Raw genomic sequence first — 22,663 nt, 5'->3', positions numbered from 1 at the left:
GGTCAAAGCGTCGGGTCCTGTCCCGGCGGGGCGGTGCGTACGGCCAGCGTCTGCAGCCGCGCGTAGAGGCCATCGAGCGCCATGAGCTGCTCGTGGCTGCCCTGCTCGGCGATGCGGCCCTGTTCCATCACGATGATCCGGTCGGCGTGCTGGATGGTCGAGAGGCGGTGGGCCACGATCAGCGTGGTGCGGTTCTGCATCAGGCGCTGGAGGGCGTCCTGCACCAGCCGTTCGGATTCGGTGTCGAGCGCGGAGGTGGCCTCGTCCAGCAGGAGGATCGGCGCGTTCTTGTAGAGCGCGCGGGCAATGGCGAGGCGCTGTCGCTGGCCGCCCGAGAGCTGCGTCGCGTTGTGGCCCAGCACGGTGTCGATGCCCTGGGGCAGGTTCTCGACGTGCGAGCTCAGGTTGGCCGCGTCCACGCATTGCTGCACGCGCTCGCGATCGATCTCGGAACCCAGCGCCACGTTGGCGGCCAGCGAGTCGTTGAGCATCACCACGTCCTGGCTGACCATCGCGAACTGGGCGCGCAGGCTCTTGAGCTGCCACTCGCTCGTGTCGTGGCCGTCGAGCAGCACCTGGCCGCTGCTGGGCTGAACGAAGCGTGGCAGCAGGTTGACCAGCGTGGTCTTGCCCGAGCCCGAGGGCCCGACGAATGCGACCACCTGGCCGGGCTCGATGGTCAGGCTCACACCGTCGAGTGCGCGAAGCTCGTCGTCGCCCCGATAGCTGACCTTCACGTTGCGCAGCTCGATGCGACCCTGCGCATGTTCTAGGGTAAAGCTGCCCTGCGATTCGGGAGCCACTTCGTCGATGAGGATCAGCCCGCGCTCCAGCGCGGCGAGGCCGCGCGTGATGGGGCCCGCCACTTCGGCCAGGCGACGGATCGGCGCGATCAGCATCAGCATGGCCGTGATGTAAGCCACGAAGCCGCCCACCGTGAAGCCCTGCTTGCCGCTTTGCCAGAGCGCGATCATCACCACCACCGAGAGCGCCAGCGAGGCCATCATCTGCGTGAGCGGCGTGGTGGCGGCCTGCGCGATGGTCGATTTCACGGCCAGGCGGTTCAGGCGCTGGCTCAGCTGCTCGAAGCGGCGGCCTTGGGCGTCTTCGGCACCGTGCAGGCGCACCACGCGATGGGCCAGCACGTTCTCTTCGACCACGTAGGCCAGCTCGTCGGTGGCCTGCTGGCCCTGCTGGGTCAGGCGGTAGAGCCGCTTGGAGAACACCTTCATGATCCACGAGATGCTCGGCACCAGGAAAGCAACGATGAGCGTGAGCTTCCAGTTCAGGTAGATCAGGTAGCCCAGCAGCGCGACCAGCGTGAAGCCGTCGCGCGTGAGGCCGAGCAGCGCCTGCACCAGCAGCATCGCGCCGGTCTGCACTTCATAGACGACCGTGTTCGAAAGGGCACTGGCCGACTGGCGGGCGAACAGCGCGAGCTCGGCGCCGAGCAGCCGCTCGAACAGCACCCGCCGCAGCTTCTGCATGCCTTCGTTGGCGATGCGCGAGAGCGCGTACTGCGAGATGAACTGGGCGATGCCCCGCACCGCAAAGAGCAGCAGCACCGCGGCAGGCACGAACCAAAGCGGCATCTGGCCGCGCGTGAAGCCGCGGTCGAGCAGCGGCTTCAGCAGGGCCGCCATCAGCGGCTCGGTGACTGCAGCCAGCAGCGCCCCGATCAGTCCGAGTGCCCACCATTGACGGGAGCCGCCAAACCATGTCATGAGTCGCGCCAGGCGGCGCATCAGGGGAGGGCGCGCGATCTCGGCGCCGGGGGATGCTTGCATGGCGGCGGATTCTACGGGTCGGGCCTTTGCAGGCGCGCAGCCGCCCCCTGTGTAGGACCGGATCGACGGATAAACGTTTTGTGACGGCAGCCTCTGGGCAGTGTGTAACATCTCGCCTGTTAAAGCCGGGGAGAACTTTTTCACCCGGAAACCTCTCCGAACCGCATGAACAAGCCGTTGTCAGCCCAAATTCCAACTCCTTCTTCATCGCTATTTGCACGCCGCACCCTCATTGCGGCTCTCGCGGCCTCCCCCATGATTCCTGCACTCGCCCAGTTCCGGGTCGAGGTTTCGGGCGTGGGGCTCACGCAGCTGCCGATCGCGCTCGTTCCATTCAAGGGGCAAGAGGCCTCCCCACAGAAGATCTCCGACATCATTCAGGCCGACCTGGAACGAAGCGGCCAGTTCCGGGGCGTCGATGCCTCGGGCCAGACCCTCGACGAAGCCTCGCGTCCCGACCTTTCCCTCTGGCGCCAGCGCACTGCCGATTCGCTGGTCGCCGGCAGCGTCACTCGCCTGGCCGATGGCCGCTTCGACGTGCGTTTCCGCCTCTGGGACGTGGTCAAGGGACAGGACCTGGGCGGGCAGAGCTACACCGTTCCCCAGGGCGACCTGCGCCTCGCATCGCACCGCATTGCCGACTACGTCTACGAGAAGCTGACCGGCGAAAAGGGCATCTTCTCGACGCGCATCGCCTACGTCACCAAGGCAGGCAGCCGCTACTCGCTGTGGGTGGCCGATGCCGACGGCGAGAACGCGCAGGCTGCGCTCGCCAGCCCCGAGCCGATCATCTCGCCCTGCTGGTCTTCCAATGGTCAGCAGCTCGCGTACGTTTCCTTCGAGTCGCGCAAGCCGGTCGTGTACGTGCACAACGTGGCATCCGGCCAGCGCCGCCTGCTCGCCAACTTCAAGGGCTCGAACAGCGCCCCGGCCTGGGCGCCCGACGGCAACTCGCTGGCGGTCACGCTCAGCCGCGATGGCGGCTCGCAGCTCTTCTCCATTCCGGCCAACGGCGGCGAGCCGCGCCGGCTCACTCAAAGCTCCAGCATCGACACCGAGCCGGTGTACTCGGCCGACGGCAGCACGATCTATTTCGTGAGCGACCGCGGCGGCGCCCCGCAGATCTACAAGATGAGCGCCGGCGGCGGCAGCCCGACGCGCGTGACCTTCAGCGGGACCTACAACATCTCTCCGTCCGTCAGCGGCGACGGCCGGTGGTTGGCCTACATCTCGCGAGTGGGCGGCGCCTTCAAACTCCATGTGATGGAGTTGGCAACCGGCAACGTCAGCGCGATCACCGACACCTCCGCGGACGAAAGTCCGAGTTTTGCTCCGAACAGCAAGCTGATCGTCTATGCAACCCAGTTGCAGGGCCGCGAGGCCCTCATGACGACCACGCTCGATGGAAAAATAAAGGCACGACTGGCGGGGCAGGCGGGAGACATCCGTGAACCGGACTGGGGTCCGTTCCAAAAGCAATGACCAAGGTTTCTTTGAGGAGTTTGAAAAAATGTTGAAACGTTCGCTCTATTCGCTGGCCATCGTGGCTCTCATCGCCGGTTGCTCGTCGGGCACCAAGCTCAACGAAACGCCGGTGACCGACCGGTCCGGCACGGCTGGCGGCCAGCAAGGCGCCAGCACCGTGGCACCTGTCACCATCGACCCGACTGCGGGCACCGCTCAAGGTCCGGTGGGCGTCGAGCGCATCGTCTACTTCGACTACGACAGCTACACGGTCAAGCCCGAGTTCCAGTCGCTGATCGACGGCCATGCCCGCTTCCTGAAGGCCAACCCGCAGCGCCGCATCTCCATCGAAGGCCACACCGATGAGCGCGGCGGCCGCGAGTACAACCTGGCGCTGGGCCAGAAGCGTTCCGAAGCCGTGCGTCGCGCGCTGACCCTGCTGGGCGTGAACGACAACCAGATCGAAGCCGTGAGCTTCGGCAAGGAAAAGCCTGCGGTCACCGGCTCGGGTGAGGAAGTCTGGGCGCAGAACCGCCGCGCCGAAATCCGCTACACCCGGTGATGCCACGCGCCCTACTGCGAGGCTCGGCTCTGGCCGCGGCCTTGCTCTGCGTCTCGGCGGCCTCGCAGGCTGCGCTGTTCGAGGATGACGAGGCTCGCCGCGCCATCCTCGACCTGCGCCAGCGCGTCGAGGCCATGCGCCAGCAGACCGATCAGCGGCTGACCGACGAAAACGGCCAGTTGCGTCGCAGCCTGCTCGACCTGCAGAACCAGATCGAGCAGATGCGCGGCGACCTGGCTCGCATGACGGGGCAGAACGAGCAGCTCACGCGCACGTTGAGCGAAATGCAGTCGCGCCAGACCACCATCGACGACAAGCTCCGCCAGAGCGAGCCTTCGAAGGTGTCGGTGGACGGCCGCGAGTTCACCGCCGACCCCAAGGAAAAGGCCGACTTCGAGGCTGCCCTCGGCGTGTTCCGCTCGGGCCAGTTCGCGCAGGCGCAGACCGCGTTCGCCGAATTCGTCAAGCGCTACCCGCAAAGCGGCTACAACGCCTCTGCGCTGTTCTGGCTGGGCAATGCGCAGTACGCCACGCGCAACTACAACGAGGCCATCGCGAACTTCCGCTCCATGCTCTCGCTCGCGCCCGACCACGCCAAGGCTCCTGAGGCCGTGCTGTCGATCGCGAACTGCCAGATCGAGCTGAAGGACACGCGCGCTGCGCGCCGCACGCTGGAAGACCTGACCAAGGCCTACCCGCAGTCCGAAGCCGCGCAGGCCGGTCGCGAACGTCTCTCGCGCCTGCGCTGACGAGGGCGGAGCACTCCGCTTGAGCGCCATCATCGCCACTGCGTCTCTCACTCCTCCCACAGCCGCCGCGGATGTCGTCACCGACACCGCGGCGCCTGACTTTGCGCGCCGCTTCGGCGGCCTCGAGCGGCTGTACGGCGTGGCCGGTGCCGCACAAATCCGCGATGCCCACGTGCTGGTGGTCGGCATCGGCGGTGTCGGCTCCTGGGCCGTCGAGGCGCTGGCGCGCAGCGGGGTGGGGCGGCTGACCATGATCGACCTCGACCACGTGTCGGAGTCGAACATCAACCGCCAGATCCATGCGCTCGATGCAACGGTGGGGCAGGCCAAGGTCGAGGCCATGCGCGAGCGCATCGCGCAGATCAACTCCGAGTGCAAGGTCCAGGCCATCGACGATTTCGTCGAGCCCGGCAACTGGCTCTCGCTGCTCGACGCGGCCCAGGCTGCGAACGGGCCGGCAACGGCCGTCATCGATGCCTGCGACCAGGTGAAGGCCAAGGTGGCGATGGCCGCATGGGCTCGAGCGTCGCGCGCCACGTTCGTCACGGTGGGCGCCGCTGGCGGCAAGCGGCAGGCGCACAAGGTCGACATCGAAGACCTGTCGCTCGTCACGCACGACCCGCTGCTGGCCCAGCTGCGCCAGCGCCTGCGCAAGGAGCATGGCGCTCCGCGCGAAGGCCGCAAGATCGGTGTCGCCTGCGTGTTCAGCCGCGAGAGCGTGGCGCCTCCCGATGCCTCGTGCGCCATCGAGAGCGGTGACGGCACGCTCAACTGCCATGGGTACGGATCGGTGGTCAGCGTGACCGCGACTTTCGGCCAGTGCGCAGCAGGTTGGGTTCTGGACAAAATAGCGTCAAAGCACACGCTATAATCTTTGGCTTTGCCGGATAGCACTTCGGCGAAGAACAGAAAAATGGTTCGGGACGTTAGCTCAGTTGGTAGAGCAGCGGACTTTTAATCCGTTGGTCACTGGTTCGAATCCAGTACGTCCTACCAACACCCTGGAGCGCTCACCATACTGGTCGAGCGCTCTTTTTTTTGCCGAGTGCGTCGGCCATTGTGATCGCTGATGCTGCCGCCTGCGCGACCACCAATGGCCCTGCGCTCAGATCGCAACCTTCTTGTGCTCGCCAAGGTCCTGCGGCGGCTCGCCCGTGATGGCGGCCTTCGCCATCTTGTAGAGCTGCACCATCTTGCTGTCGTCCACGTCCCAGTACTCGGCATCGACCACCGCCACTGCGAGCAGGCCGAGGTTGGGATCGGTCGGGCCATTGGGGAACCAGGCCTGCGCCATCTTGTTGAAGAGTGCTTCCTTCTTTGCCTGGTCCTCAAGCAGCGCGGCGTGGCCCGACACCGACACGTAGCTGTCGTCGTCGGTGTTGGCATAGGCGATGTTCACCACCGGGTCGCTGGCGACGTGACGCGCGATGTCCCCGTTCTTCGGCACGAAGAAGTAAAGCGTGCGCACGTCGTCGCCGTCCCTGTTCTGCGTGGTCAGCGGATGGCTGTGCAGTTGGCCGTCGCCATGGCGGTGGGTCAGCATGCCGAAGCGGGTGTCCTTGATGAGGTCCCAGAGCTTGCCCAGGTCGGTCGTCGTCGTCATGTCGTTGAACTCCAGATCGGTGAAAAGAAGTCCTTAAGGTAAGCGCGGGCGTGTAGCGCGCCATGAGGACACACGGCGCACAGCCGTGTGGTCCCGCACCGACAAGGCTTGTCGAAGGGCAACGCGTTGGTGACGCAGCGAGCAGGCTGTTCCGGCCGTCCTCTGGCGGGGGAGCGTTCTCGAAGCGGCTACAGTCGCCCGTCTTTCCTCACCCGGCGGCTCTGGCTGGCGCCTCCGACCTTTTCCGATGCGTACCTTCATTTCTTTCTCCGCCATCGTTCTTTCTGCGGCATTGGCAGCCGGCTGTGTCACCCGCGAGGCTCCGCGCTACACGCCGCTGGGCAACGGCGTCTTCAAGTCGCCGACCGCGCAGGATGCCGAGAACTACTGTCGCAATTTCGGCGCACCGATGCGCTTCCTGGCCAACCCGGGCGCGGAAGACGCGGTCAAGCGGGTTTCCGGAGGCGAGGTCTTCTACCGCTGCGATTGACATAGAAAAGCCCACGGTCCTCAGTACCGTGGGCTCTTACTGCCGATCGGATCGGCGCTGCGCTCAGGCTTCCGGTGCCACGCTGCCCGGCAGCGTCGGCGCGTTCGTGCCGGCGGTGCTTTCCTTTTCGTCTTCCGCGTCTTTCTCATGCCGCGCCGCGATGAACAGGTACATCGCCGGCACCACGAAGAGCGTGAACAGCGTGCCGATGGACAGCCCGCTGAAGATCACGATGCCCATCGCCTTGCGGCCCGCGGCGCCGGCGCCTGAGGCGATGACCAGCGGCAGCACGCCGAAGACCATGGCGGCGGTCGTCATCAGGATGGGGCGCAGGCGGGTGCCGGCGGCTTCCACGATGGCGTCGAGCTTGCTCAGGCCCTGCTTCTGCAGGCGGTTGGCCACTTCGACGATCAGGATGCCGTGCTTGCTGATGAGGCCCATCAGCGTCACCAGGCCCACCTGGGTGTAGATGTTCATCGAGGCGAAGCCCCAGAAGATGAAGATCATCGCGCCGAAGAGGGCGAGCGGCACCGAAACCAGGATCACCACCGGATCGCGGAAGCTCTCGAACTGCGCCGCCAGCGCCAGGAACACGATGATCAGCGCGAAGACGAAGGTGATGGCGAAGTTGCCCGACTCCTGCACGAACTGGCGCGACTGGCCCGAGTAGTCCACCGTGTAGCCGCTGGGCGCCATCTGCTGGACCAGGCCGCGCAGGTACTCCAGCGTCTCGCCCTGCGTGCCGCTGGGCACGCCCTGGATGGTCACGGAATTGAGTTGCTGGAAGTGGTTCACCGTCTCGGGCTGCACGCTGTACTTCAGGCTCGCCACCGTGCTGGCCGGCACCACGCCGTTGGGCGTCTTGATGTAGAAGTTCAGCACGTCCGAGGGATTCAGCCGGTCGACCTGTTGCACCTGCGGGATCACCTTGTACGAGCGGCCCGAGATCGAGAAGTAGTTGACGTACGCACCGCCCAGCGCAGCGCCCATGGCGTTGCCGACGTCCTGTTGCGTGATGCCCAGCGAGGCGATCTTGTCGCGGTCGACCACCACGGAGGCCTGCGGCAGGTCGATCTTCAGGTCAGCGTCGATGTAGTAGAACTTTCCGTCGGCGCGCGCCTTGTCCATGATCTGCTGGGCGAGGGCGTTCAGATTCTCGAAGGGCTCGGTGGTCTTGATGACGAACTGCACCGGCAGGCCCGATGCACCCGGCAGTGCCGGGAACTGGAAGGCCACCACCTTCGCGCCGGCAATGCCGTTCCAGCGCTTCTGCAGATCGGTCTGGATGTCGTGCGCGCTGCGCGTGCGCTCGTCCCAGGGCTTGAGCAGCACGCCCGCGATGCCCGCGTTGGTGCTGGGCACGCCGGTCAGCTGGAAGAGCTGCGCGTACTCGGGCGTGTCGTGCGCGACCTTGAAGATCTGGTCGGCGTACGTCTGCATCTGGTTGATGGTGGCCGTGGGCGCGCCCACCACCTGCGACAGCACGATGCCCTGGTCTTCCTCGGGCGCGAGCTCCGACTTCGACATCTTGAACATCACGAACAGCAGCGCCACCAGGATCGCGCCCATGACGATCATCACCGGCCAGGTCTTGAGCACGCCGCGCAATATCAGCTGGTAGCGGTGATGCACGCGCTCGAAGACGTGCTCGATCTTCATTGCGAACTTGCCGGTGTCCTGCTCGGGCTTGAAGAAGCGCGAACACATCATGGGCGACAGCGTCAGCGCCACGATGCCCGACACCACCACCGAGCCCGCGAGCGTGAAGGCGAACTCGGTGAAGAGCGAGCCGGTCAGCCCGCCCTGGAAGCCGATGGGCACGTACACCGCCACCAGCACCACCGTCATCGCCAGGATGGGGCCGCCCAGTTCGCGCGCCGCGAGCAGCGAGGCCTGCATGGGCGACTTGCCCTCGCGCATGTGCCGGTCGACGTTCTCCACCACGATGATCGCGTCGTCCACCACCAGGCCGATGGCGAGCACCAGCGCCAGCAGCGTGAGCAGGTTGATCGAGTAGCCCAGCGCCAGCATGATGAAGAAGGTGCCGATCAGCGACAGCGGCATCGCGATCAGCGGCACCACCACCGCGCGCAGGCTTCCCAGGAAGAGATAGATCACCACCGTCACGATGACCAGCGCCTCCACCAGCGTCTTGATCACTTCGCTGATCGAGGTGTTGATGAAGTCGGTCGAGTCGTAGACGATCTTGCCGGTCAGCCCCGTGGGCAGCTGCGCCTGGATGTCGGGGAACACCGTGCGCACCTGCTTGGCCACCTCGAGGATGTTGGCTTCGGGCGCGACCTTGATGCCGATGAAGACCGAGCGCACGCCGTTGAAGGCCACGTTGAAGTCGTAGTTCTCGGAACCCAGCGTCACGTTGGCCACGTCCTGCAGCCGCACGATGGCGCCGTTGGCGCTCTTCACCGAAAGCTGCTTGAACTCGTCCACGCTGTGCAGCGAGGTGCCGGCCGTGAGCGGCACGCTGACCATCTGGCCCTTGCTCTGGCCGACGGCCGCGAGGTAGTTGTTGGCGGCCAGCGCCGCGCTCACGTCGGTGGCGGTCACGCCGTAGGCGGCCATCTTCTGCGCATCGAGCCATGCCCGCAGCGCGAAGGTGCGCGCGCCGAGGATCTCGGCGGTCTGCACGCCCGGAATGGCGTTGAGCTTGGGCTGCACCACGCGCACCAGGAAGTCGGTGACGTTGTTGTTGGGCAGCGTGTCGCTGTAGAAGCCGATGTACATCGCGTCGGTGGTCTGGCCGGTAGCCACCGTCAGCACCGGCTGCTGCGCCTGCGGCGGCAGCTGGTTGCGCACCGAGTTCACCTGCGTGTTGATCTCGGTCAGCGCGCGGTTGGAGTCGTAGTTCAGCCGCAGCGTGGCGGTGATGGTCGACACGCCCAGGCTGCTCGACGACGACAGGTAGTCGATGCCCTGCGCCTGCGACACCGCGGCCTCCAGAGGCTGCGTGATGAAGCCCGCGACCGTGGCCGCGTCCGCGCCGTAGTAGGCGGTGGTGATGGTGACCACGCCGTTCTCGGTCTTCGGGTACTGGTTGACCGGCAGGCCGGCCAGCGCGCGAAGGCCCAGGACCACGATCAGCAGGCTCACCACCATCGCCAGCACCGGCCGGCGGATGAAGATGTCTGTGAAGTTCATTCGGGCGACCTCATTTTTCCTGCGGCGTCGGCGCCGGGTTGTTGGTGGGCTGGACGCTGTTGTCCACCACCACCGGCGTGCCGTTCTTCAGCTTGTTCTGGCCGCTGCTCACCACCACCTGGCCAGCCGTGAGGCCCTTGACGATGGCGATCTGGTCGCCGCGCGTCGGGCCGGTCTCGATGAAGACCTGCTGCGCGACGAGCTGCTTGGCGCCCGATGGATTGGCCGGCTGCGCGGGCGCACCCGCGGTGCCTGCCGCGCCAGCGGTGCCAGGTTTGGGCGGCTCGGCTTCCTTCACCACGTACACGGTCGAGCCGTACGGGTTGTAGGTGACGGCGGTGGCCGGCAGCGTGAGCTGCTCCTGCTCGCCGCCGACATCGATCTTCACGTTGGCGAACATGCCGGGCAGCAGCTGCTGCTTCAGGTTGGAGATGGTGGCCTCGACCTGCACGTTGCGCGTGGCGGCGTCCACCTTCGGGCTGATCGCATTGATCTTGCCGCTGAAGCTCTGGCCCGGGAAGGTGTCGACCGACAGGTTTACCACCTGGCCCACCGCCAGGCCCGCGAGCTGCTGCTGGGGCAGGGCGAAGTCGACGTAGATCGGGTCCAGCGTCTGCAGCGTGACCAGCTTGTCGCCCGCATTCACGTACTGGCCGGGGTTCAGCGTGGTGATGCCCAGGCGGCCGGAGAAGGGCGCGCGGATCGACTTCTTCGCGACCAGCGCGGCCTGCTGCTCGACCTGCGCGCGCTTGGCCTTCAGGTCGTTGGTGTCGGCATCGATCTGCGCCTGGCTCACCGCCTGCACCGCGAGCTGCGCCTGGTCGCGCTTGAGTACGATGGCGGCCTGCGCGGCGGCCGCCTCGGCCGCGTGCAGCTGGGCGATGTCGGAATCGGCATTGAGCTCGACCAGCAGCGTGCCGGCCTTCACGTCCTGCCCCGACTTGAAGTGCACCGTGCGCACCAGCCCGGCCACCTCGGTGCCCAGGTCGGCGCCGCGCACCGGGTTCAGCGTGCCGACCGCGGTGAGCTGCGACTGCCACCGCAGCTTCTGCACCTCGGCCGTCGACACCGTCTGCGGGCCGGGCTTGGGCACTGCGGCGATCAGCGCGCGGATCTGAAGGAACTTGCCCACGGCGAGCACGGCGACCAGCAGCAGCACGCAGCCGATCATGATGATCATTCTCCGGGTCATAAATTGGCTTTTCTTGGAGTTATGGAGTGTTCGGGTCTGCTCAGTTCAGCGGGGCCGAAGCCTGAGGCGAGGGCGCAGCGGGCTGCCCCGGCGCGATCGCCGCGTCGGCCAGCTCGCCGCGGTTCCACCAGCCGCCGCCCAGTGCCTGGAAGAGCGCGGCCGTGTCGGCATAGCGCGCGGCCTGCGCCTGCGCCAGCGCGGTGTGCGTCTGCAGCCAGGCCTGCTGCGCGGTCAGCAGCGTCACGTAGCTCACCGCGCCGGCGCGGAACTGCGCGGTCGACAGGTCGAGCGACTGCCTGGCGAGCGACTCGGCGGTGGCCTGGGTCTGCAGCGCTGCCGCGTCGAGTTCGAGCGCGCGCAGTGCATCGGCCACGTTCTGGAAGGCGCCGAGCACGGTGTTGCGGTACTGCGCGGCTGCCGAGTCGTAGGCCGCGACGGCCGCGCGTTGCTGCGCGCGCAGCGCACCGCCGTTGAAGATCGGCTGCGTGAGCCCGGCGCCGATGTTCCACAGCGTCGTCGGCCCGGTGAACAGATCGCGGGCACGCAGCGAGGTGTTGCCGTAGCTCGCGCTGAGCTGTATCTGCGGATAGAGGTTCGCCGTAGCCACGCCGACCGCCGCGCTGGCCTGGTGCAGCTGCGCCTCGCTGGCACGCACGTCGGGCCGCTGGCGCGCGAGCTCGGAGGGCAGCGACAGCGGCAGCTCCTGCGGCAGCGAGAGGCTGGCGAGGTCGAACTCCGGCAGGCCCTGCTCCGAAGGCAGACGGCCCGCGAACACGGCGAGCTGGTGGCGCGTCTGCGCGAGCGATTTCTCCAGCGGCGGTATCGCCGCCTGCGTCTGCGCGACCTGCGTGCGCTGCTGCAGCACGATCGACTTCGGAATCGCGCCGGTGTCGAACTGCTTTTCGATCACGCCCAGCTGCTCGCGCTGCGCCTGCAGCACCTCTTGCGTGGCCTGCAGCTGGCCGCGCAGCGCGGCCTCGCGGATCGCGGTGGTGACGAGGTTCGAGGTCAGCGTGAGGTACGTCGCCTCCACCTGGTAGCGCTGCGCTTCCACGGCGGCCTGCGCGCCCTCGATCTGCCGGCGCGAGGCACCGAACACGTCGAGGTTGTAGCTGACGTTGACCGAGGCGTTGTACAGCGTGAGCAACTGGCCGCCCGCCACCCGCGTGCTGACCTCCGAGGCTCGCTCGCGTTGCACCCCCAGCTGCGCGTTGACCTGCGGCCACAGCAGGTTGCCCGACTTAGCGTCGTAGGTGGCCTCGGCCTGCCGCAGCGCGGCCTGCGCGGAAGCCAGCGTGGGGCTCTGGGCGAGCGAGGCGCGGATCAGCCGATCGAGCGGCTCCGAGCGGAACACCTCCCACCACTGGGCGGGAATGTCGCGGCCGGGGAGCAGCTCCTGCACCTGGCCGGCCGGCACGTCGGACTTCGCGGTGCGCGCCGGCATCGGCGCGGGTGTGTAGTCCGCGCCGCCGGCGGCGGCCGGCAGGTCGGGCATCCTGAAATCCGGCCCGACCGCACAGCCGCTCATCAGCAGCAGGACGGCGCCGAGCACGGCGCCCTGAACGGGCCACCCCGCGCGTCGACGCGCAAACGCAGCGCGCAACGACGAACCAGGGTGATCCTCCAATGCATTGTTGTCTTGATTTGGCATGGGGCAGCGGTTGTACACCCGGAACGCCCGGGCTGCCTGACTTCCTGAAGTCTCACCGCCGCGCCCTTGCCCCGCGAGGCCGTTGCGACGAAACGGGACCTGCACGGCGCGAAATGTACGGGCAAGGCGCCAAATGCACCACCCCAAGGGCACTGCAAAAAATTACCCACGGCCCAATTCCAGGAACACCGAGGAACCGGCTCTGCCGGGCCTCGGGTGTTGCCCCCGGTAGGGGGTTGGCGAAGCGGCACGCAGTGCCACGCAGCCTGGGGGCGAGCAATTGTTCAAAAAAAAGCCCGCACGAGGCGGGCTTGAAGGTGACCTGCTGGAGGAGGGAGGATCAGAGGATGCAGGCCACAGGGAGAGCCATGAATATCGCTTCCGAACCTGCACGCAACCTGACCTCGACGAAATCGTGTTCCAGCTAATGCCTGGCTAATTTTTTGCCGAGGCGCCGCCCGCGCCCGGCTCAGTCCTCGTCTTCCCACTTGCCCACCACCGTGCCCAGCACGGTGAAGGTGGAGCGCACCGGCTCGTGCTTGGGATTGAGCGGCAGCAGCCAGCGGCGGCCGTCCTCCTGCTTGAACACCTTGAAGGTGACCTCGTCGCTGTCCTCGAGCTTGGCGATGATGCGCTCGCCGTCGTCGGGCGTCCTCAGCGAGGTGTCGACGAAGACGATGGAGCCTGATGGGTAGCTCTTGAGCTGGCCACTGGGCGAGGTCATGCTGTCGCCGCGAACGCGCAGCGCATAGCTCTGGAGGCTGTGGTGGGCGATGCAGGGAATCCAGCGCTCGGCGCGCGGCTGCTGCGAGATCTCGTGGCTGTCCCAGTTGGCTGCGTCCGTCCACGAGATGAGCGGCACGGTGCCGGGCGTGCGCGGATTGAAGCTCGGAATCGTCGGGGGGATGTGGGTCACCCGGTACGGCCCGAGCGGTTCGTTGGCCCGGTCGCGGGCCTGGCGCATCTGGTCTTCGTCCCAGGGGGCGGGGCCGTCTCCGGTGTCGAGCCAGTTGGGATCGGCCCGGTAGGCGCGCGCCAGCGCCAGCACGCTCATGGAGCGGGTGACGTCCCCGCGCTCGATCTTGGAAATGCTCGACTGCTTGACGCCCGAGGCCGCTTCGGCCTGCTTCTGCGTCATCTTGGCGAATTTGCGCGCGGCCAGGGCGCGTTTGGCAATGCTGTCCATCGGTTGGGGATTTAAGCCCAAACGAATATTCTTCCTGAACTCTAGAATAGTTAAAAAAGGGAGGAAAGAATGAAACCAAGGGAGTTGGTTCTGGCCCTGAGGGCCATGGGCCTCACGCAGAAGCAGATCGAACAGAGAACAGGCATTCCGCAGCCGACGATCAGCAAGATCGGCCTGGGCCGGGTGGCCGACGTGATGTCGCGCCACTACGTCGCGCTGCTGGCTGCCTACGAGCAGCGTGCGAAGGAGGAGGCCCTGAAGCCGGGGCCCGAGGCCTTCCGCCCCCCGGCAAAGAAGCGATGAGCAGGCGGTGCATCGACGATGGACGTCGGGCCTGTGGCTCGACCGCGCGCTGTGCGTGCTGCTGGCGCTGCTTTCCCTGGCGGGACTGGCCTTCGGCCTGATCGCGGCGCATCCGGCCATCGCGGGCGGCAGCTGCTTCGGGCTGGCGTGCGCCGCGTGGGCGGCACAGGTGCTCTTCGACGGCGAGGCGCTCAGGCGCTCGCGTGCGGTTCGGGAGGCGCGAGAGCGAGGGTGGTGCTGACGCGCACGCAGTCCTTGATGTGCTGCTCGCCAAGGGCGCGCAGCGCCGCATAGCCGAGCGCGGCCGACACCATCTGCCCGGCGATGGGCACGTACTTGGTCGCCTGCTTGGCCGTGAGGCGCACGCCCGCGTGCTTTGCGAGGCGCAGCAGCAGGTCGTGCGTGACGAGCCGCCCGACCAGCAGCGCGCCCACGGTGGTCGCGGCCTTCTGGATGCGCTCGCGCTGGTGCGGCGCGAGCTTCTCGACCTGCGTGACCGAGAGGCCGAATTCCGCGCTGATCTGCGGCACCAGCCGCGATAGCAGCGCGGCGTCGGCCATCCAGTCGAGGCCGGGCAGGGGAACCGCGCTGGCTGCTGCCGCCATCAGCGCCTTGCGGCTGATGAGGCGGCGGCTGCGGTGGACGGCGGCGATGAGCTTTTCATCGCCCCGGGCCAGTTCGATGGCTGACGGCATCCGGCGACTCCCTTTCTTCCTGCCTGAGCGGCTTTGCGGTTCAGGCCGCCAGGGCTTCCAGCTGGTCCGACAGGGCCAGCCAGCGCTCCTCGAGGCGGCCGATTTCGTCGTTGAGCGCCTTCAGCCGCTTGCCGGCCTCGGCGATCTCGGCCGACGGCAGCGGCTGGGCCAGCCGCGCCTCGAGCTCGGCGCGTTCGGAGCCGGCCTTGGCCAGGCGTTCGTCGATCTGGGCGATCTCGCGCTTGATCGGCTTGGCCTGGTCGCTGCGCTGCTGGCGCTCCTGGGCGTCCTGCTTGCGCTGCTGGGGCGCTGCCGGGGCGGCCGCCGCTGGGGCCGCGGCGGCCTCGGCCTCGCGCACCGCCACCTTGGCTTCCTCGCGCAGGCGCTTCGATTCGTCGAGCAGGTAGCGCTGGTAGTCGTCGAGGTCGCCATCGAAGTCGCCGACAACCCCGCGGCCCACCAGCCAGAACTCGTCGCACACCGAGCGCAGCAGCGCGCGGTCGTGGCTCACCAGCATCAGCGTGCCTTCGAACTCGTTGAGCGCCACGGCCAGCGCCTCGCGGGTGGCCAGGTCGAGGTGGTTGGTCGGCTCGTCGAGCAGCAGCAGGTTGGGGCGCTGCCACACCATCATGGCGAGCACGAGGCGGGCCTTCTCGCCGCCGCTCATGGTGCCCACGGGCTGCTTCACCATGTCGCCGCTGAAGTTGAAGCTGCCCAGGTAGCCGCGCAGCGCCTGCTCGCCGGAAGGCTCCTTGGCATTGCCGCCGAGCTCGCGCGCCAGGCGCACCATGTGCTCCAGCGGGTTGCTCTCGGGGTGCAGCACGTCGAGTTCCTGCTGCGCGAAGTAGCCGATGTTCAGGCCCTTGCCTTCGGTGACCTGGCCCGCCAAGGCGCCCATCTCGCGCGCGATGGTCTTCACCAGCGTCGACTTGCCCTGGCCGTTGGCGCCCAGGATGCCGATGCGCTGGCCCGCCAGCACCGAGCGGTTCACGCCGCGCAGGATGGTCTTGGGCTCGGCGTCCTCGACAACGTAGCCGAAGCTCGCGTTGCTGATCGACAGCATCGGGTTGGGGATGTTGCCCGGCTCCTTGAACTCGAAGCTGAATTCGGCTTCGGCCAGCAGCGGCGCCACGCGTTCCATGCGCTCCAGCGCCTTGACGCGGCTCTGGGCCTGCTTGGCCTTGCTGGCCTTGGCCTTGAAGCGGTCGATGAACTTCTGCAGGTGGGCGATCTTTTCCTGCTGCTTGGCGAAGGCCTGCTGCTGCTGCTCCATCTGCAGCGCGCGCATGTCCTCGAACTTGCTGTAGTTGCCGCCGTAGCGCGTGAGCTGGGCGTTGGCGATGTGCAGGGTGACGTCGGTCACGGCGTCGAGGAACTCGCGGTCGTGGCTGATGACGATCATGGTGCCCTGGTACTTCTGCAGCCAGGCTTCGAGCCACACCAGCGCGTCCAGGTCCAGGTGGTTGGTGGGCTCGTCGAGCAGCAGAAGGTCGCTCGGGCACATCAGCGCGCGGGCCAGCTGCAGGCGCATGCGCCAGCCGCCCGAGAAGCTGTTGACCGGCGCGTCGAGCTCGTGCGTCTTGAAGCCCAGGCCCAGGATCAGCGCCTGCGCGCGCGGCACGGCGTCGTGCTCGCCGGCGTCGGCCAGGTCGGTGTAGGCGTGGGCCAGCTGCATGCCGATGTCGGCGTCGTCGGGGTTCTCGGTGTAGGCGGCCTCGATGGTGGCCAGCTGCTCGCGCAGCTCGGTCAGGCGGGTGTCGCCGCCCACCACGAAGTCGGTGGCCGACTCCTCGGTCTCGGGCATGTTCTGCGCCACCTGGGCCATGCGCCACTGCTTCGGAATGGAGAAATCGCCGCCGTCTTCGTGCAGCGTGCCGTTGAGCAGGGCGAACAGGGTCGACTTGCCGGCGCCGTTGCGGCCCACCAGCCCGACCTTCTCGCCGGGGTTGAGGGTGACCGTGGCGCCGTCGAGCAGGACCTTGGCGCTGCGGCGAAGAATGACGTTCTTGAGAGTGATCATGAAAGAGGAACCGTAGGGGCGATTATCCCGCCCGGCCTCGGACGCCCCGGAAAAAGGGGCAAAGGCGCGGGGAAATCGGCATCGATCGCCCGGTGAATGGAGTTGCGCAGCCAGTGGCTGCGGGAAAGCGGCAGAAAGGGGAGGGCTCGGGCGGGCGCAGCTAACGCACGCCGGCGCCGGCCACGAGGGCGTCGCGCGTGACCAGCAGCACCTGGTCTTCGCCGGCCGAGGTTTCGAGCCAGAACACTTCGAGCTGCGGAAAGGCGGCCTCGAAGTACTCGCGCTCGTTGCCGATCTCCAGCACCAGCACCGCGCGCTCGCTCATGCGAGACGGCGCGTCGGCGAACAGCTGGCGCACGAAATCCATGCCGTCGGCACCGCCGGCCAGTGCCAGCTCGGGCTCGGCGCGGTATTCGGCGGGCAGGGCGGCCATGCTGGCGCTGTTCACGTAGGGCGGGTTGCACAGGACCAGGTCGTAGGGACCGGGCAGGTTCTTCAGTCCGTCCGACTCGACCAGCCTCACCCGCGCGTCCAGCTCGTGGCGGGTGACGTTGATGGCCGCCACCTCCAGCGCCTGCAGCGAGATGTCCGCAGCGTCGACCGTCACTTCCGGGTACGTGAGCGCCGCCAGCACCGCGAGGCTGCCGTTGCCGGTGCACAGGTCGAGCACGCGCTGCGTGTGTTCGCCCAGCCAGTAGTCGATGGTTCCCTCGGCGATCAGCTCGGCGATGAAGCTGCGCGGCACGATGGCGCGCTCGTCCACGTAGAAGGGCACGCCCTGCAGCCAGGCTTCCTTGGTGAGATAGGCGGCGGGCTTGCGCGTCGAGATGCGTTCGTCGATGAGCGCCGCCACCTTGCCTGCGTCGGCGGGCGACACGGGCTTGTCGGCCACGCCGTCGAGGTCGTCCAGCGGCAGCTTCAGGCGCCACAGCACCAGCCAGGCGGCTTCGTCGAAGGCGTTGGCCGTGCCATGGCCGAAGGCCACGCCGGCTTCTTCCAGCCGCTTCGCGCCCGCCTCGATGAGTTCGATGACGGTGCTCATCCGGCGAGCGCGGCGTCCAGCCGCTTCAAGACGCGCAGGTAGATGCTCTTCAGCGTTTCGATCTCGGCCACTTCGATGTGCTCGTCGATCTTGTGGATGCTGGCGTTCACCGGGCCGAGCTCGACCACCTGCCTGCAGATCTTGGCGATGAAGCGCGCGTCGCTCGTACCGCCGCTGGTCGACAGCTCGGTCTCGATGCCGGTTTCATCGCGGATGGCGCCCTGCACGGCCTCCACCAGCTCGCCCGGCGTGGTCAGGAAGGGCAGGCCTCCGATGGTCCAGGCCAGCGTGTAGTCGACCTGGTGCGCGTCGAGCACGGCGTGCACGCGCTGCTGCAGCGACTCGGGCGTCGATTCGGTCGAGAAGCGGAAGTTGAAGTCGATCACCGCGCTGCCCGGGATCACGTTGCTCGCGCCGGTACCCGCGTGGAAATTGCTGATCTGCCAGCTGGTCGGCTGGAAGTACGGGTTGCTCGCCGCGTCCCAGCCGCCGGCAGCGTTGATGGCCACCAGCTCGGCCAGCGCGGGTGCGACCGCGTGGACCGGGTTCTTCGCCAGGTGCGGATAGGCGATGTGACCCTGCACGCCCTTGACCGTGAGCTTGCCGCTCATGGTGCCGCGACGGCCGTTCTTGATCATGTCGCCACAGCGCTCCACGGCCGTGGGTTCGCCGACGATGCAGTAGTCGACGGTCTCGCCGCGCGCGGCCAGTGCGTTGCAGACGACCACCGTGCCGTCCACGCCCGGGCCTTCCTCGTCGCTCGTGAGCAGCAGGGCGAGCGTGAGCTGTGGCTCTGGCACTGCCTGCAGGAAGTCTTCGATGGAGGTCACGAAGGCCGCGACCGACGTCTTCATGTCGCAGGCGCCTCGGCCGTAGAGCTTGCCGTCGCGGTGCGTGGGCGTGAAGGGATGGCTGGTCCACTGCTCGACGGGGCCGGTGGGCACCACGTCGGTGTGGCCGGCGAACACCAGCGTCCGGGTGGCGGCCTTCGCGTCCTTGGGGCGGCGCACCGCCCAGAGGTTGGTCACCCGGAAGTCGGCGGGGCCGCTCTCGATCGTCTCCAGCGTGAAGCCCAGCCGCGCCAGCCGCTCGCCGAGGATCTGCTGGCAGCCCGCGTCGTCGGGAGTGACGGAAGGGCGCGAGATGAGTTGTTCGGCTAGCTGGAGAGTTCGGGACATGGCACAGGAAAGGAGGGGGACTCTTCCAGGAACCCCGCGGAACCGGCGCTGCCGGGCCGCGGGCGTTGCCCCGGCGAGGGGGCGGCTAAGCGACACGAAGTGCGCGAAGCCTTGGGGGAGAGTCAGAATTTGACGTCTAGCGTGATGTCGGTGAAGGTGGGTTCGTCGACCTGATCCGTCAGGTGGCGGTCGTCGACATGCTGCTTGGGCGCCGCGCGGTTCTGCAGGCGCCACATGAGGTTGGTGGGGGAGTCGGCCTGCGACAGGCCCTCTTCGCGGGTGACGCGCTCTTCGATGACGAGGCGGGCGATGTCTTCCTCGAAGGTCTGCGAGCCTTCGGCCATCGACTTCTCCATGGCCTCCTTCACGCCGGAGAAGTCGCCCTTCTCGATCAGCTCGGCCACCAGCGCGGTGTTGAGCATGACCTCCATCGCAGGCACGCGCCCGCCGGTCGGCGTGCGCAGCAGGCGCTGCGACACGATGGCGCGCAGCGCACCGCCCAGGTCGCCCAGCAGCGTGGGGCGCACCTCGACGGGATAGAAGCTCAGGATGCGGTTCAGCGCGCGATAGCTGTTGTTGGCGTGCAGCGTGGCCACGCACAGGTGGCCCGACTGCGCGTAGGCGATGGCGGCCGACATGGTGTCGCGATCGCGGATTTCGCCGATCTGGATCACGTCGGGCGCCTGGCGCAGCGCGTTCTTCAGCGCCGTCTGCAGCGAGGTGGTGTCGCTGCCCACGTCGCGCTGGTTCACCACGGACTTCTTGTTGGTGTAGGTGAACTCGATCGGTTCCTCGACCGTGAGGATGTGGCCGCTGGCGTGCTCGTTGCGGTAGTCGAGCATCGAGGCCAGCGTGGTGGTCTTGCCGGCACCGGTGGCGCCGACCATGAGGATCAGCCCGCGCCGCTCCATGACGAGCGTCTTCAGGATGTCGGGCAGGTTCAGCTCTTCGAAGCTCGGAATCCGTGGGGCGATGTGCCGCACCACCACCGCGTAGGTGCCGCGCTGGCGCATGGCGCTGATGCGGTAGTTGCCGGCGTCCTCGAGGTGGACGGCCATGTTGAGCTCGCCCGTGCTCTCCAGCTCCTGGATGCGCGCGGCGGGCACCACTTCCGACAGCAGCGCCAGCGGCGCCGTGGGCGGCAGCACCTGCGCATTGACGGGCAGGCAGTTGCCGTTGATGCGGATCAGCACCGGGGAGTGGGCCGAGAGATAGATGTCGGATGCCTTGCGTTCGGCCATCAGACGAAGAAGCCGTTCCATCATGTTCATCGGTCTCTCTCCTCGGGTGCTCTTGGAATCATTCGTGAGCTGCGTGCAGAACGTGTTCTTCGCGGAGAACGCCGCAAAACCGGCTTTGCCGGGCCGCTGGCGTCGCCCCCTGCAAGGGGGCGTTCGAAGCGACACGAAGTGCGCGCAGCATGGGGTGTGCCAGGTTCAGTCGCGCAGCAGGTCGTTGAGGCTGGTCTTGGAGCGCGTCTGCGCGTCGACCGTCTTCACGATGATCGCGGCGTAGGTGCTGTAGTCCTGGCCCGACTTGGTCTTCTTGGGCAGGTTGCCGCTGATGACCACGCTGCCGGCCGGCACGCGGCCGTAGGAGATCTCGCCGGTGTCGCGGTTGAAGATCGGGGTGCTCTGGCCGATGTACACGCCCATGCCAAGCACCGAGTTCTCTTCGACGATCACGCCTTCGACGACTTCGGAGCGCGCGCCGATGAAGCAGTTGTCCTCGATGATGGTCGGGTTGGCCTGCAGCGGCTCCAGCACGCCGCCCAGGCCCACGCCGCCGGAGAGGTGCACGTTGGCGCCGACCTGCGCGCACGAGCCCACGGTGGCCCAGGTGTCGACCATGGAGCCTTCGCCCACGTAGGCGCCGATGTTCACGTACGAGGGCATCAGGATCGCGCCCTTGGCGATGTAGCTGCCGCGGCGGGCCACGGCCGGCGGCACGATGCGCACGCCCGATTCCTTCAGCTCGTTGGCCGACAGGTGCGAGAACTTGGTGGGCACCTTGTCGTAGAAGCCGAGCGAGCCGGCCTGGATCTGTTCGTTGTCCTTCAGGCGGAACGACAGCAGCACGGCCTTCTTGATCCACTGGTGCACGGTCCACTTGCCCACGCCTTCGCGGGTGGCCACGCGCAGCTTGCCGTTGTTGAGTTCGGTGATCACGTGCTCGACGGCGTCGCGCACTTCGGCCGTCGAGGAGGCGACCGAGATGTTGGCGCGGTCTTCCCACGCGGCGTCGATGATTTGTTGCAGTTGCTGGGTCATGGAGAGTCTCGGGTGAAAAATGGGGGCAGGGGTCAAGCGAAGCGGATCAGGGGCGGGCGTCCTTGCAGAAGCGCACGATGCGCAGTGCGGCCTCCACGCATTCGGCCGTTTCGGCCACAAGCGCCATGCGGATGCGGCCCCGGCCGGGGTTGACGCTGTGCGCGCCGTACGTCGTCTGGCGCGCCAGATAGCTCCCCGGCAGAACCGTCACATTGTATTGAGCGTACAGGGCGCGGGCGAAGGCTTCGTCGTCCCCAGCCCACACTTCGGGCACGCCGGCCCAGAGGTAGAAGCTGGCATCGGGCAGCCGCACATCGAGCACCGGCTCCAGCAGCGGCGTGACCGCCGCGAACTTGGCGCGGTACTGGGCGCGGTTGTCGACCACGTGCGACTCGTCGCCCCAGGCGGCGATGCTGGCCGCGGCCACGGCGCCGCTCATGGCGCTGCCGTGGTAGGTGCGATAGAGCAGGAATTTCCTGATGATGGCCGCGTCGCCCGCCACGAAGCCGCTGCGCAGGCCGGGCACGTTGCTGCGCTTGGACAGGGATGTGAGCGCGATCAGGTTGCGGAAGTCGGGCCGCCCGAGCTTCACCGAGGCCTCCAGGCCGCTGAGCGGGGGCTCGTCGCGGAAGTAGATCTCGCTGTAGCACTCGTCGGCGGCGATCACGAAGCCGTGGCGGTCGGAAAGCGCGAAGAGCTTCTTCCATTCGTCCAGCGCCATGACCGCGCCGGTGGGATTGCCCGGCGAGCAGACGAACACCAGCTGCGTGCGGGCCCAGATGTCTTCGGGCACGCTGTCCCAGTCGACCGCGAAGTTGCGCGCGGGCACGCTGGGCACGTAGTACGGCTCCGCGCCGGCGAGCAGGGCCGCGCCTTCGTAGATCTGATAGAACGGATTGGGCGACAGCACCACGGGCTTGGGCGAGGCGGTCGGGTCGACCACGGTCTGGGCCAGCGAGAAGAGCGCCTCGCGCGAGCCGTTGACGGGCAGCACCTGTGAGGCCGGGTCCAGCGAGAGGCTGTATCGGGTCTTGAGCCAGTCGGTGAAGGCGGTGCGCAGCTTCAGGTCGCCGGCGGTGGCGGGGTAGGCGGCCAGCGCGCCGAGGCTGGCGCTCAGTGCATCCTTGATGAAGCCCGGCGTGGCGTGCTTGGGTTCGCCGATGCCCAGGCTGATGGCCGTGAACTCGGGGTTGGGCGTGACGCCCGCGAACAGCTGCTTCAGCCGCTCGAAGGGGTAGGGTTGCAACCGGGAAAGCAGGGGATTCATGGCCGGGATTATCGGTGACAGGTGTTACCGCTCCCGGCGAAACGGCTA

At 67.4% G+C, this 22,663-nt stretch carries 20 protein-coding genes and 1 tRNA gene; 8 read left to right on the top strand and 13 right to left on the bottom strand.

What is annotated here, in order from left to right; all coding sequences use genetic code 11:
• Positions 1-2: 2 nt before the first annotated feature.
• Positions 3-1,787: a lipid A export permease/ATP-binding protein MsbA gene (gene msbA / locus ACTJLF_RS02000; protein WP_132799018.1), complete on the bottom strand. Its 1,785-nt coding sequence runs from the start codon at positions 1,785-1,787 to the stop codon at positions 3-5.
• A gap of 255 nt (positions 1,788-2,042) precedes the next feature.
• Here msbA and tolB point away from each other — a divergent pair, with 255 nt between their 5' ends.
• The 5 genes from tolB to ACTJLF_RS01975 all read left to right on the top strand — a co-directional run bounded on the left by tolB (position 2,043) and on the right by ACTJLF_RS01975 (position 5,558).
• Positions 2,043-3,269, top strand: a complete 1,227-nt coding sequence (gene tolB / locus ACTJLF_RS01995) for a Tol-Pal system beta propeller repeat protein TolB (protein WP_354420795.1) — start codon at positions 2,043-2,045, stop codon at positions 3,267-3,269.
• Positions 3,270-3,297: 28 nt separating this feature from the next.
• Positions 3,298-3,813 (top strand): peptidoglycan-associated lipoprotein Pal, encoded by a 516-nt coding sequence (pal, locus tag ACTJLF_RS01990; RefSeq protein ID WP_019652857.1) that lies wholly within the window; start codon positions 3,298-3,300, stop codon positions 3,811-3,813.
• Positions 3,813-4,562, top strand: a complete 750-nt coding sequence (ybgF, locus tag ACTJLF_RS01985; protein ID WP_019652856.1) for a tol-pal system protein YbgF — start codon at positions 3,813-3,815, stop codon at positions 4,560-4,562. Before pal ends, ybgF begins: the two co-directional genes overlap by 1 nt.
• A 19-nt stretch (positions 4,563-4,581) precedes the next feature.
• Positions 4,582-5,433: a tRNA threonylcarbamoyladenosine dehydratase gene (locus ACTJLF_RS01980; RefSeq protein ID WP_440882392.1), complete on the top strand. Its 852-nt coding sequence runs from the start codon at positions 4,582-4,584 to the stop codon at positions 5,431-5,433.
• 49 nt (positions 5,434-5,482) lie between these two features.
• A tRNA-Lys gene (locus ACTJLF_RS01975) sits at positions 5,483-5,558 on the top strand.
• 109 nt (positions 5,559-5,667) lie between these two features.
• Here the strand turns inward: ACTJLF_RS01975 and ACTJLF_RS01970 are convergent.
• Positions 5,668-6,165 (bottom strand): pyridoxamine 5'-phosphate oxidase family protein, encoded by a 498-nt coding sequence (locus ACTJLF_RS01970; protein WP_132750905.1) that lies wholly within the window; start codon positions 6,163-6,165, stop codon positions 5,668-5,670.
• Between the two features lie 247 nt (positions 6,166-6,412).
• On the opposite strand from ACTJLF_RS01970, the gene ACTJLF_RS01965 reads away from it, so the two are divergent.
• A complete protein-coding gene (locus ACTJLF_RS01965; RefSeq protein ID WP_132750906.1) occupies positions 6,413-6,655 on the top strand; it encodes a hypothetical protein in 243 nt (80 codons plus the stop codon).
• Between the two features lie 63 nt (positions 6,656-6,718).
• Here the strand turns inward: ACTJLF_RS01965 and ACTJLF_RS01960 are convergent, their stop codons facing one another.
• From ACTJLF_RS01960 to ACTJLF_RS01945, 4 genes are all read right to left on the bottom strand, one after another.
• Positions 6,719-9,811 (bottom strand): efflux RND transporter permease subunit, encoded by a 3,093-nt coding sequence (locus ACTJLF_RS01960; protein ID WP_019652852.1) that lies wholly within the window; start codon positions 9,809-9,811, stop codon positions 6,719-6,721.
• 10 nt (positions 9,812-9,821) lie between these two features.
• On the bottom strand, positions 9,822-11,003 hold the full coding sequence (locus ACTJLF_RS01955; RefSeq protein WP_440882391.1) for an efflux RND transporter periplasmic adaptor subunit: 1,182 nt from the start codon (positions 11,001-11,003) through the stop codon (positions 9,822-9,824).
• Positions 11,004-11,043: 40 nt separating this feature from the next.
• Complete coding sequence (locus ACTJLF_RS01950) at positions 11,044-12,555, bottom strand: efflux transporter outer membrane subunit (protein ID WP_440882390.1); 1,512 nt, start codon at positions 12,553-12,555, stop codon at positions 11,044-11,046.
• Between the two features lie 568 nt (positions 12,556-13,123).
• Complete coding sequence (locus ACTJLF_RS01945; RefSeq protein ID WP_019652849.1) at positions 13,124-13,840, bottom strand: helix-turn-helix domain-containing protein; 717 nt, start codon at positions 13,838-13,840, stop codon at positions 13,124-13,126.
• Positions 13,841-13,909: 69 nt separating this feature from the next.
• Between ACTJLF_RS01945 and ACTJLF_RS01940 the strand changes: the two genes are divergently transcribed.
• Both ACTJLF_RS01940 and ACTJLF_RS01935 read left to right on the top strand, forming a co-directional pair.
• Positions 13,910-14,143, top strand: coding sequence for a helix-turn-helix domain-containing protein (locus ACTJLF_RS01940; RefSeq protein WP_019652848.1), 234 nt, complete (start codon positions 13,910-13,912; stop codon positions 14,141-14,143).
• A gap of 7 nt (positions 14,144-14,150) precedes the next feature.
• On the top strand, positions 14,151-14,384 hold the full coding sequence (locus ACTJLF_RS01935; RefSeq protein WP_019652847.1) for a hypothetical protein: 234 nt from the start codon (positions 14,151-14,153) through the stop codon (positions 14,382-14,384).
• On the opposite strand, the gene ACTJLF_RS01930 is transcribed toward ACTJLF_RS01935, so the two are convergent.
• The 7 genes from ACTJLF_RS01930 to dapC form a co-directional block, all read right to left on the bottom strand.
• Complete coding sequence (locus ACTJLF_RS01930; protein ID WP_440882389.1) at positions 14,335-14,838, bottom strand: hypothetical protein; 504 nt, start codon at positions 14,836-14,838, stop codon at positions 14,335-14,337. The two genes, ACTJLF_RS01935 and ACTJLF_RS01930, sit on opposite strands and share 50 nt — an antisense overlap.
• A gap of 40 nt (positions 14,839-14,878) precedes the next feature.
• On the bottom strand, positions 14,879-16,858 hold the full coding sequence (locus tag ACTJLF_RS01925; protein ID WP_126181696.1) for an ABC-F family ATP-binding cassette domain-containing protein: 1,980 nt from the start codon (positions 16,856-16,858) through the stop codon (positions 14,879-14,881).
• A gap of 160 nt (positions 16,859-17,018) precedes the next feature.
• On the bottom strand, positions 17,019-17,900 hold the full coding sequence (prmB, locus tag ACTJLF_RS01920) for a 50S ribosomal protein L3 N(5)-glutamine methyltransferase (protein ID WP_132750909.1): 882 nt from the start codon (positions 17,898-17,900) through the stop codon (positions 17,019-17,021).
• Positions 17,897-19,078 (bottom strand): succinyl-diaminopimelate desuccinylase, encoded by a 1,182-nt coding sequence (gene dapE / locus ACTJLF_RS01915; protein WP_132799006.1) that lies wholly within the window; start codon positions 19,076-19,078, stop codon positions 17,897-17,899. The genes prmB and dapE overlap by 4 nt, the downstream gene beginning before the upstream one ends.
• Before the next feature lie 122 nt (positions 19,079-19,200).
• On the bottom strand, positions 19,201-20,349 hold the full coding sequence (locus ACTJLF_RS01910) for a PilT/PilU family type 4a pilus ATPase (protein WP_019652842.1): 1,149 nt from the start codon (positions 20,347-20,349) through the stop codon (positions 19,201-19,203).
• Between the two features lie 165 nt (positions 20,350-20,514).
• Positions 20,515-21,348 carry a 2,3,4,5-tetrahydropyridine-2,6-dicarboxylate N-succinyltransferase gene (gene dapD, locus ACTJLF_RS01905; RefSeq protein ID WP_126181699.1) on the bottom strand — a complete coding sequence of 278 codons (834 nt, stop codon included), beginning with the start codon at positions 21,346-21,348 and terminating at the stop codon, positions 20,515-20,517.
• Between the two features lie 46 nt (positions 21,349-21,394).
• Entirely contained in the window at positions 21,395-22,615 is a 1,221-nt protein-coding gene (gene dapC / locus ACTJLF_RS01900; protein ID WP_440882388.1) for a succinyldiaminopimelate transaminase, read from the bottom strand.
• Between the last annotated feature and the right edge of the window lie 48 nt (positions 22,616-22,663).

The sequence above is a fragment of the Variovorax sp. 22077 genome (assembly GCF_052044195.1).
Classification (GTDB): Bacteria; Pseudomonadota; Gammaproteobacteria; order Burkholderiales; family Burkholderiaceae_C; genus Variovorax; species Variovorax atrisoli.
The sequence above is the reverse complement of the archived record's forward strand: the minus strand, read 5'-3'. Positions and strand labels throughout refer to the sequence as shown.

What these genes read in the sequence shown, in the direction of transcription:
- msbA (WP_132799018.1), bottom strand. Translation starts at nt 1,787, where the DNA reads ATGCAAGCATCCCCCGGCGCCGAGATCGCGCGCCCTCCCCTGATGCGC.
- tolB (WP_354420795.1), top strand. Translation starts at nt 2,043, where the DNA reads ATGATTCCTGCACTCGCCCAGTTCCGGGTCGAGGTTTCGGGCGTGGGG.
- pal (WP_019652857.1), top strand. Translation starts at nt 3,298, where the DNA reads ATGTTGAAACGTTCGCTCTATTCGCTGGCCATCGTGGCTCTCATCGCC.
- ybgF (WP_019652856.1), top strand. Translation starts at nt 3,813, where the DNA reads ATGCCACGCGCCCTACTGCGAGGCTCGGCTCTGGCCGCGGCCTTGCTC.
- ACTJLF_RS01970 (WP_132750905.1), bottom strand. Translation starts at nt 6,165, where the DNA reads ATGACGACGACGACCGACCTGGGCAAGCTCTGGGACCTCATCAAGGAC.
- ACTJLF_RS01965 (WP_132750906.1), top strand. Translation starts at nt 6,413, where the DNA reads ATGCGTACCTTCATTTCTTTCTCCGCCATCGTTCTTTCTGCGGCATTG.
- ACTJLF_RS01960 (WP_019652852.1), bottom strand. Translation starts at nt 9,811, where the DNA reads ATGAACTTCACAGACATCTTCATCCGCCGGCCGGTGCTGGCGATGGTG.
- ACTJLF_RS01955 (WP_440882391.1), bottom strand. Translation starts at nt 11,003, where the DNA reads ATGACCCGGAGAATGATCATCATGATCGGCTGCGTGCTGCTGCTGGTC.
- ACTJLF_RS01945 (WP_019652849.1), bottom strand. Translation starts at nt 13,840, where the DNA reads ATGGACAGCATTGCCAAACGCGCCCTGGCCGCGCGCAAATTCGCCAAG.
- ACTJLF_RS01940 (WP_019652848.1), top strand. Translation starts at nt 13,910, where the DNA reads ATGAAACCAAGGGAGTTGGTTCTGGCCCTGAGGGCCATGGGCCTCACG.
- ACTJLF_RS01930 (WP_440882389.1), bottom strand. Translation starts at nt 14,838, where the DNA reads ATGCCGTCAGCCATCGAACTGGCCCGGGGCGATGAAAAGCTCATCGCC.
- ACTJLF_RS01925 (WP_126181696.1), bottom strand. Translation starts at nt 16,858, where the DNA reads ATGATCACTCTCAAGAACGTCATTCTTCGCCGCAGCGCCAAGGTCCTG.
- prmB (WP_132750909.1), bottom strand. Translation starts at nt 17,900, where the DNA reads ATGAGCACCGTCATCGAACTCATCGAGGCGGGCGCGAAGCGGCTGGAA.
- dapE (WP_132799006.1), bottom strand. Translation starts at nt 19,078, where the DNA reads ATGTCCCGAACTCTCCAGCTAGCCGAACAACTCATCTCGCGCCCTTCC.
- ACTJLF_RS01910 (WP_019652842.1), bottom strand. Translation starts at nt 20,349, where the DNA reads ATGAACATGATGGAACGGCTTCTTCGTCTGATGGCCGAACGCAAGGCA.
- dapD (WP_126181699.1), bottom strand. Translation starts at nt 21,348, where the DNA reads ATGACCCAGCAACTGCAACAAATCATCGACGCCGCGTGGGAAGACCGC.
- dapC (WP_440882388.1), bottom strand. Translation starts at nt 22,615, where the DNA reads ATGAATCCCCTGCTTTCCCGGTTGCAACCCTACCCCTTCGAGCGGCTG.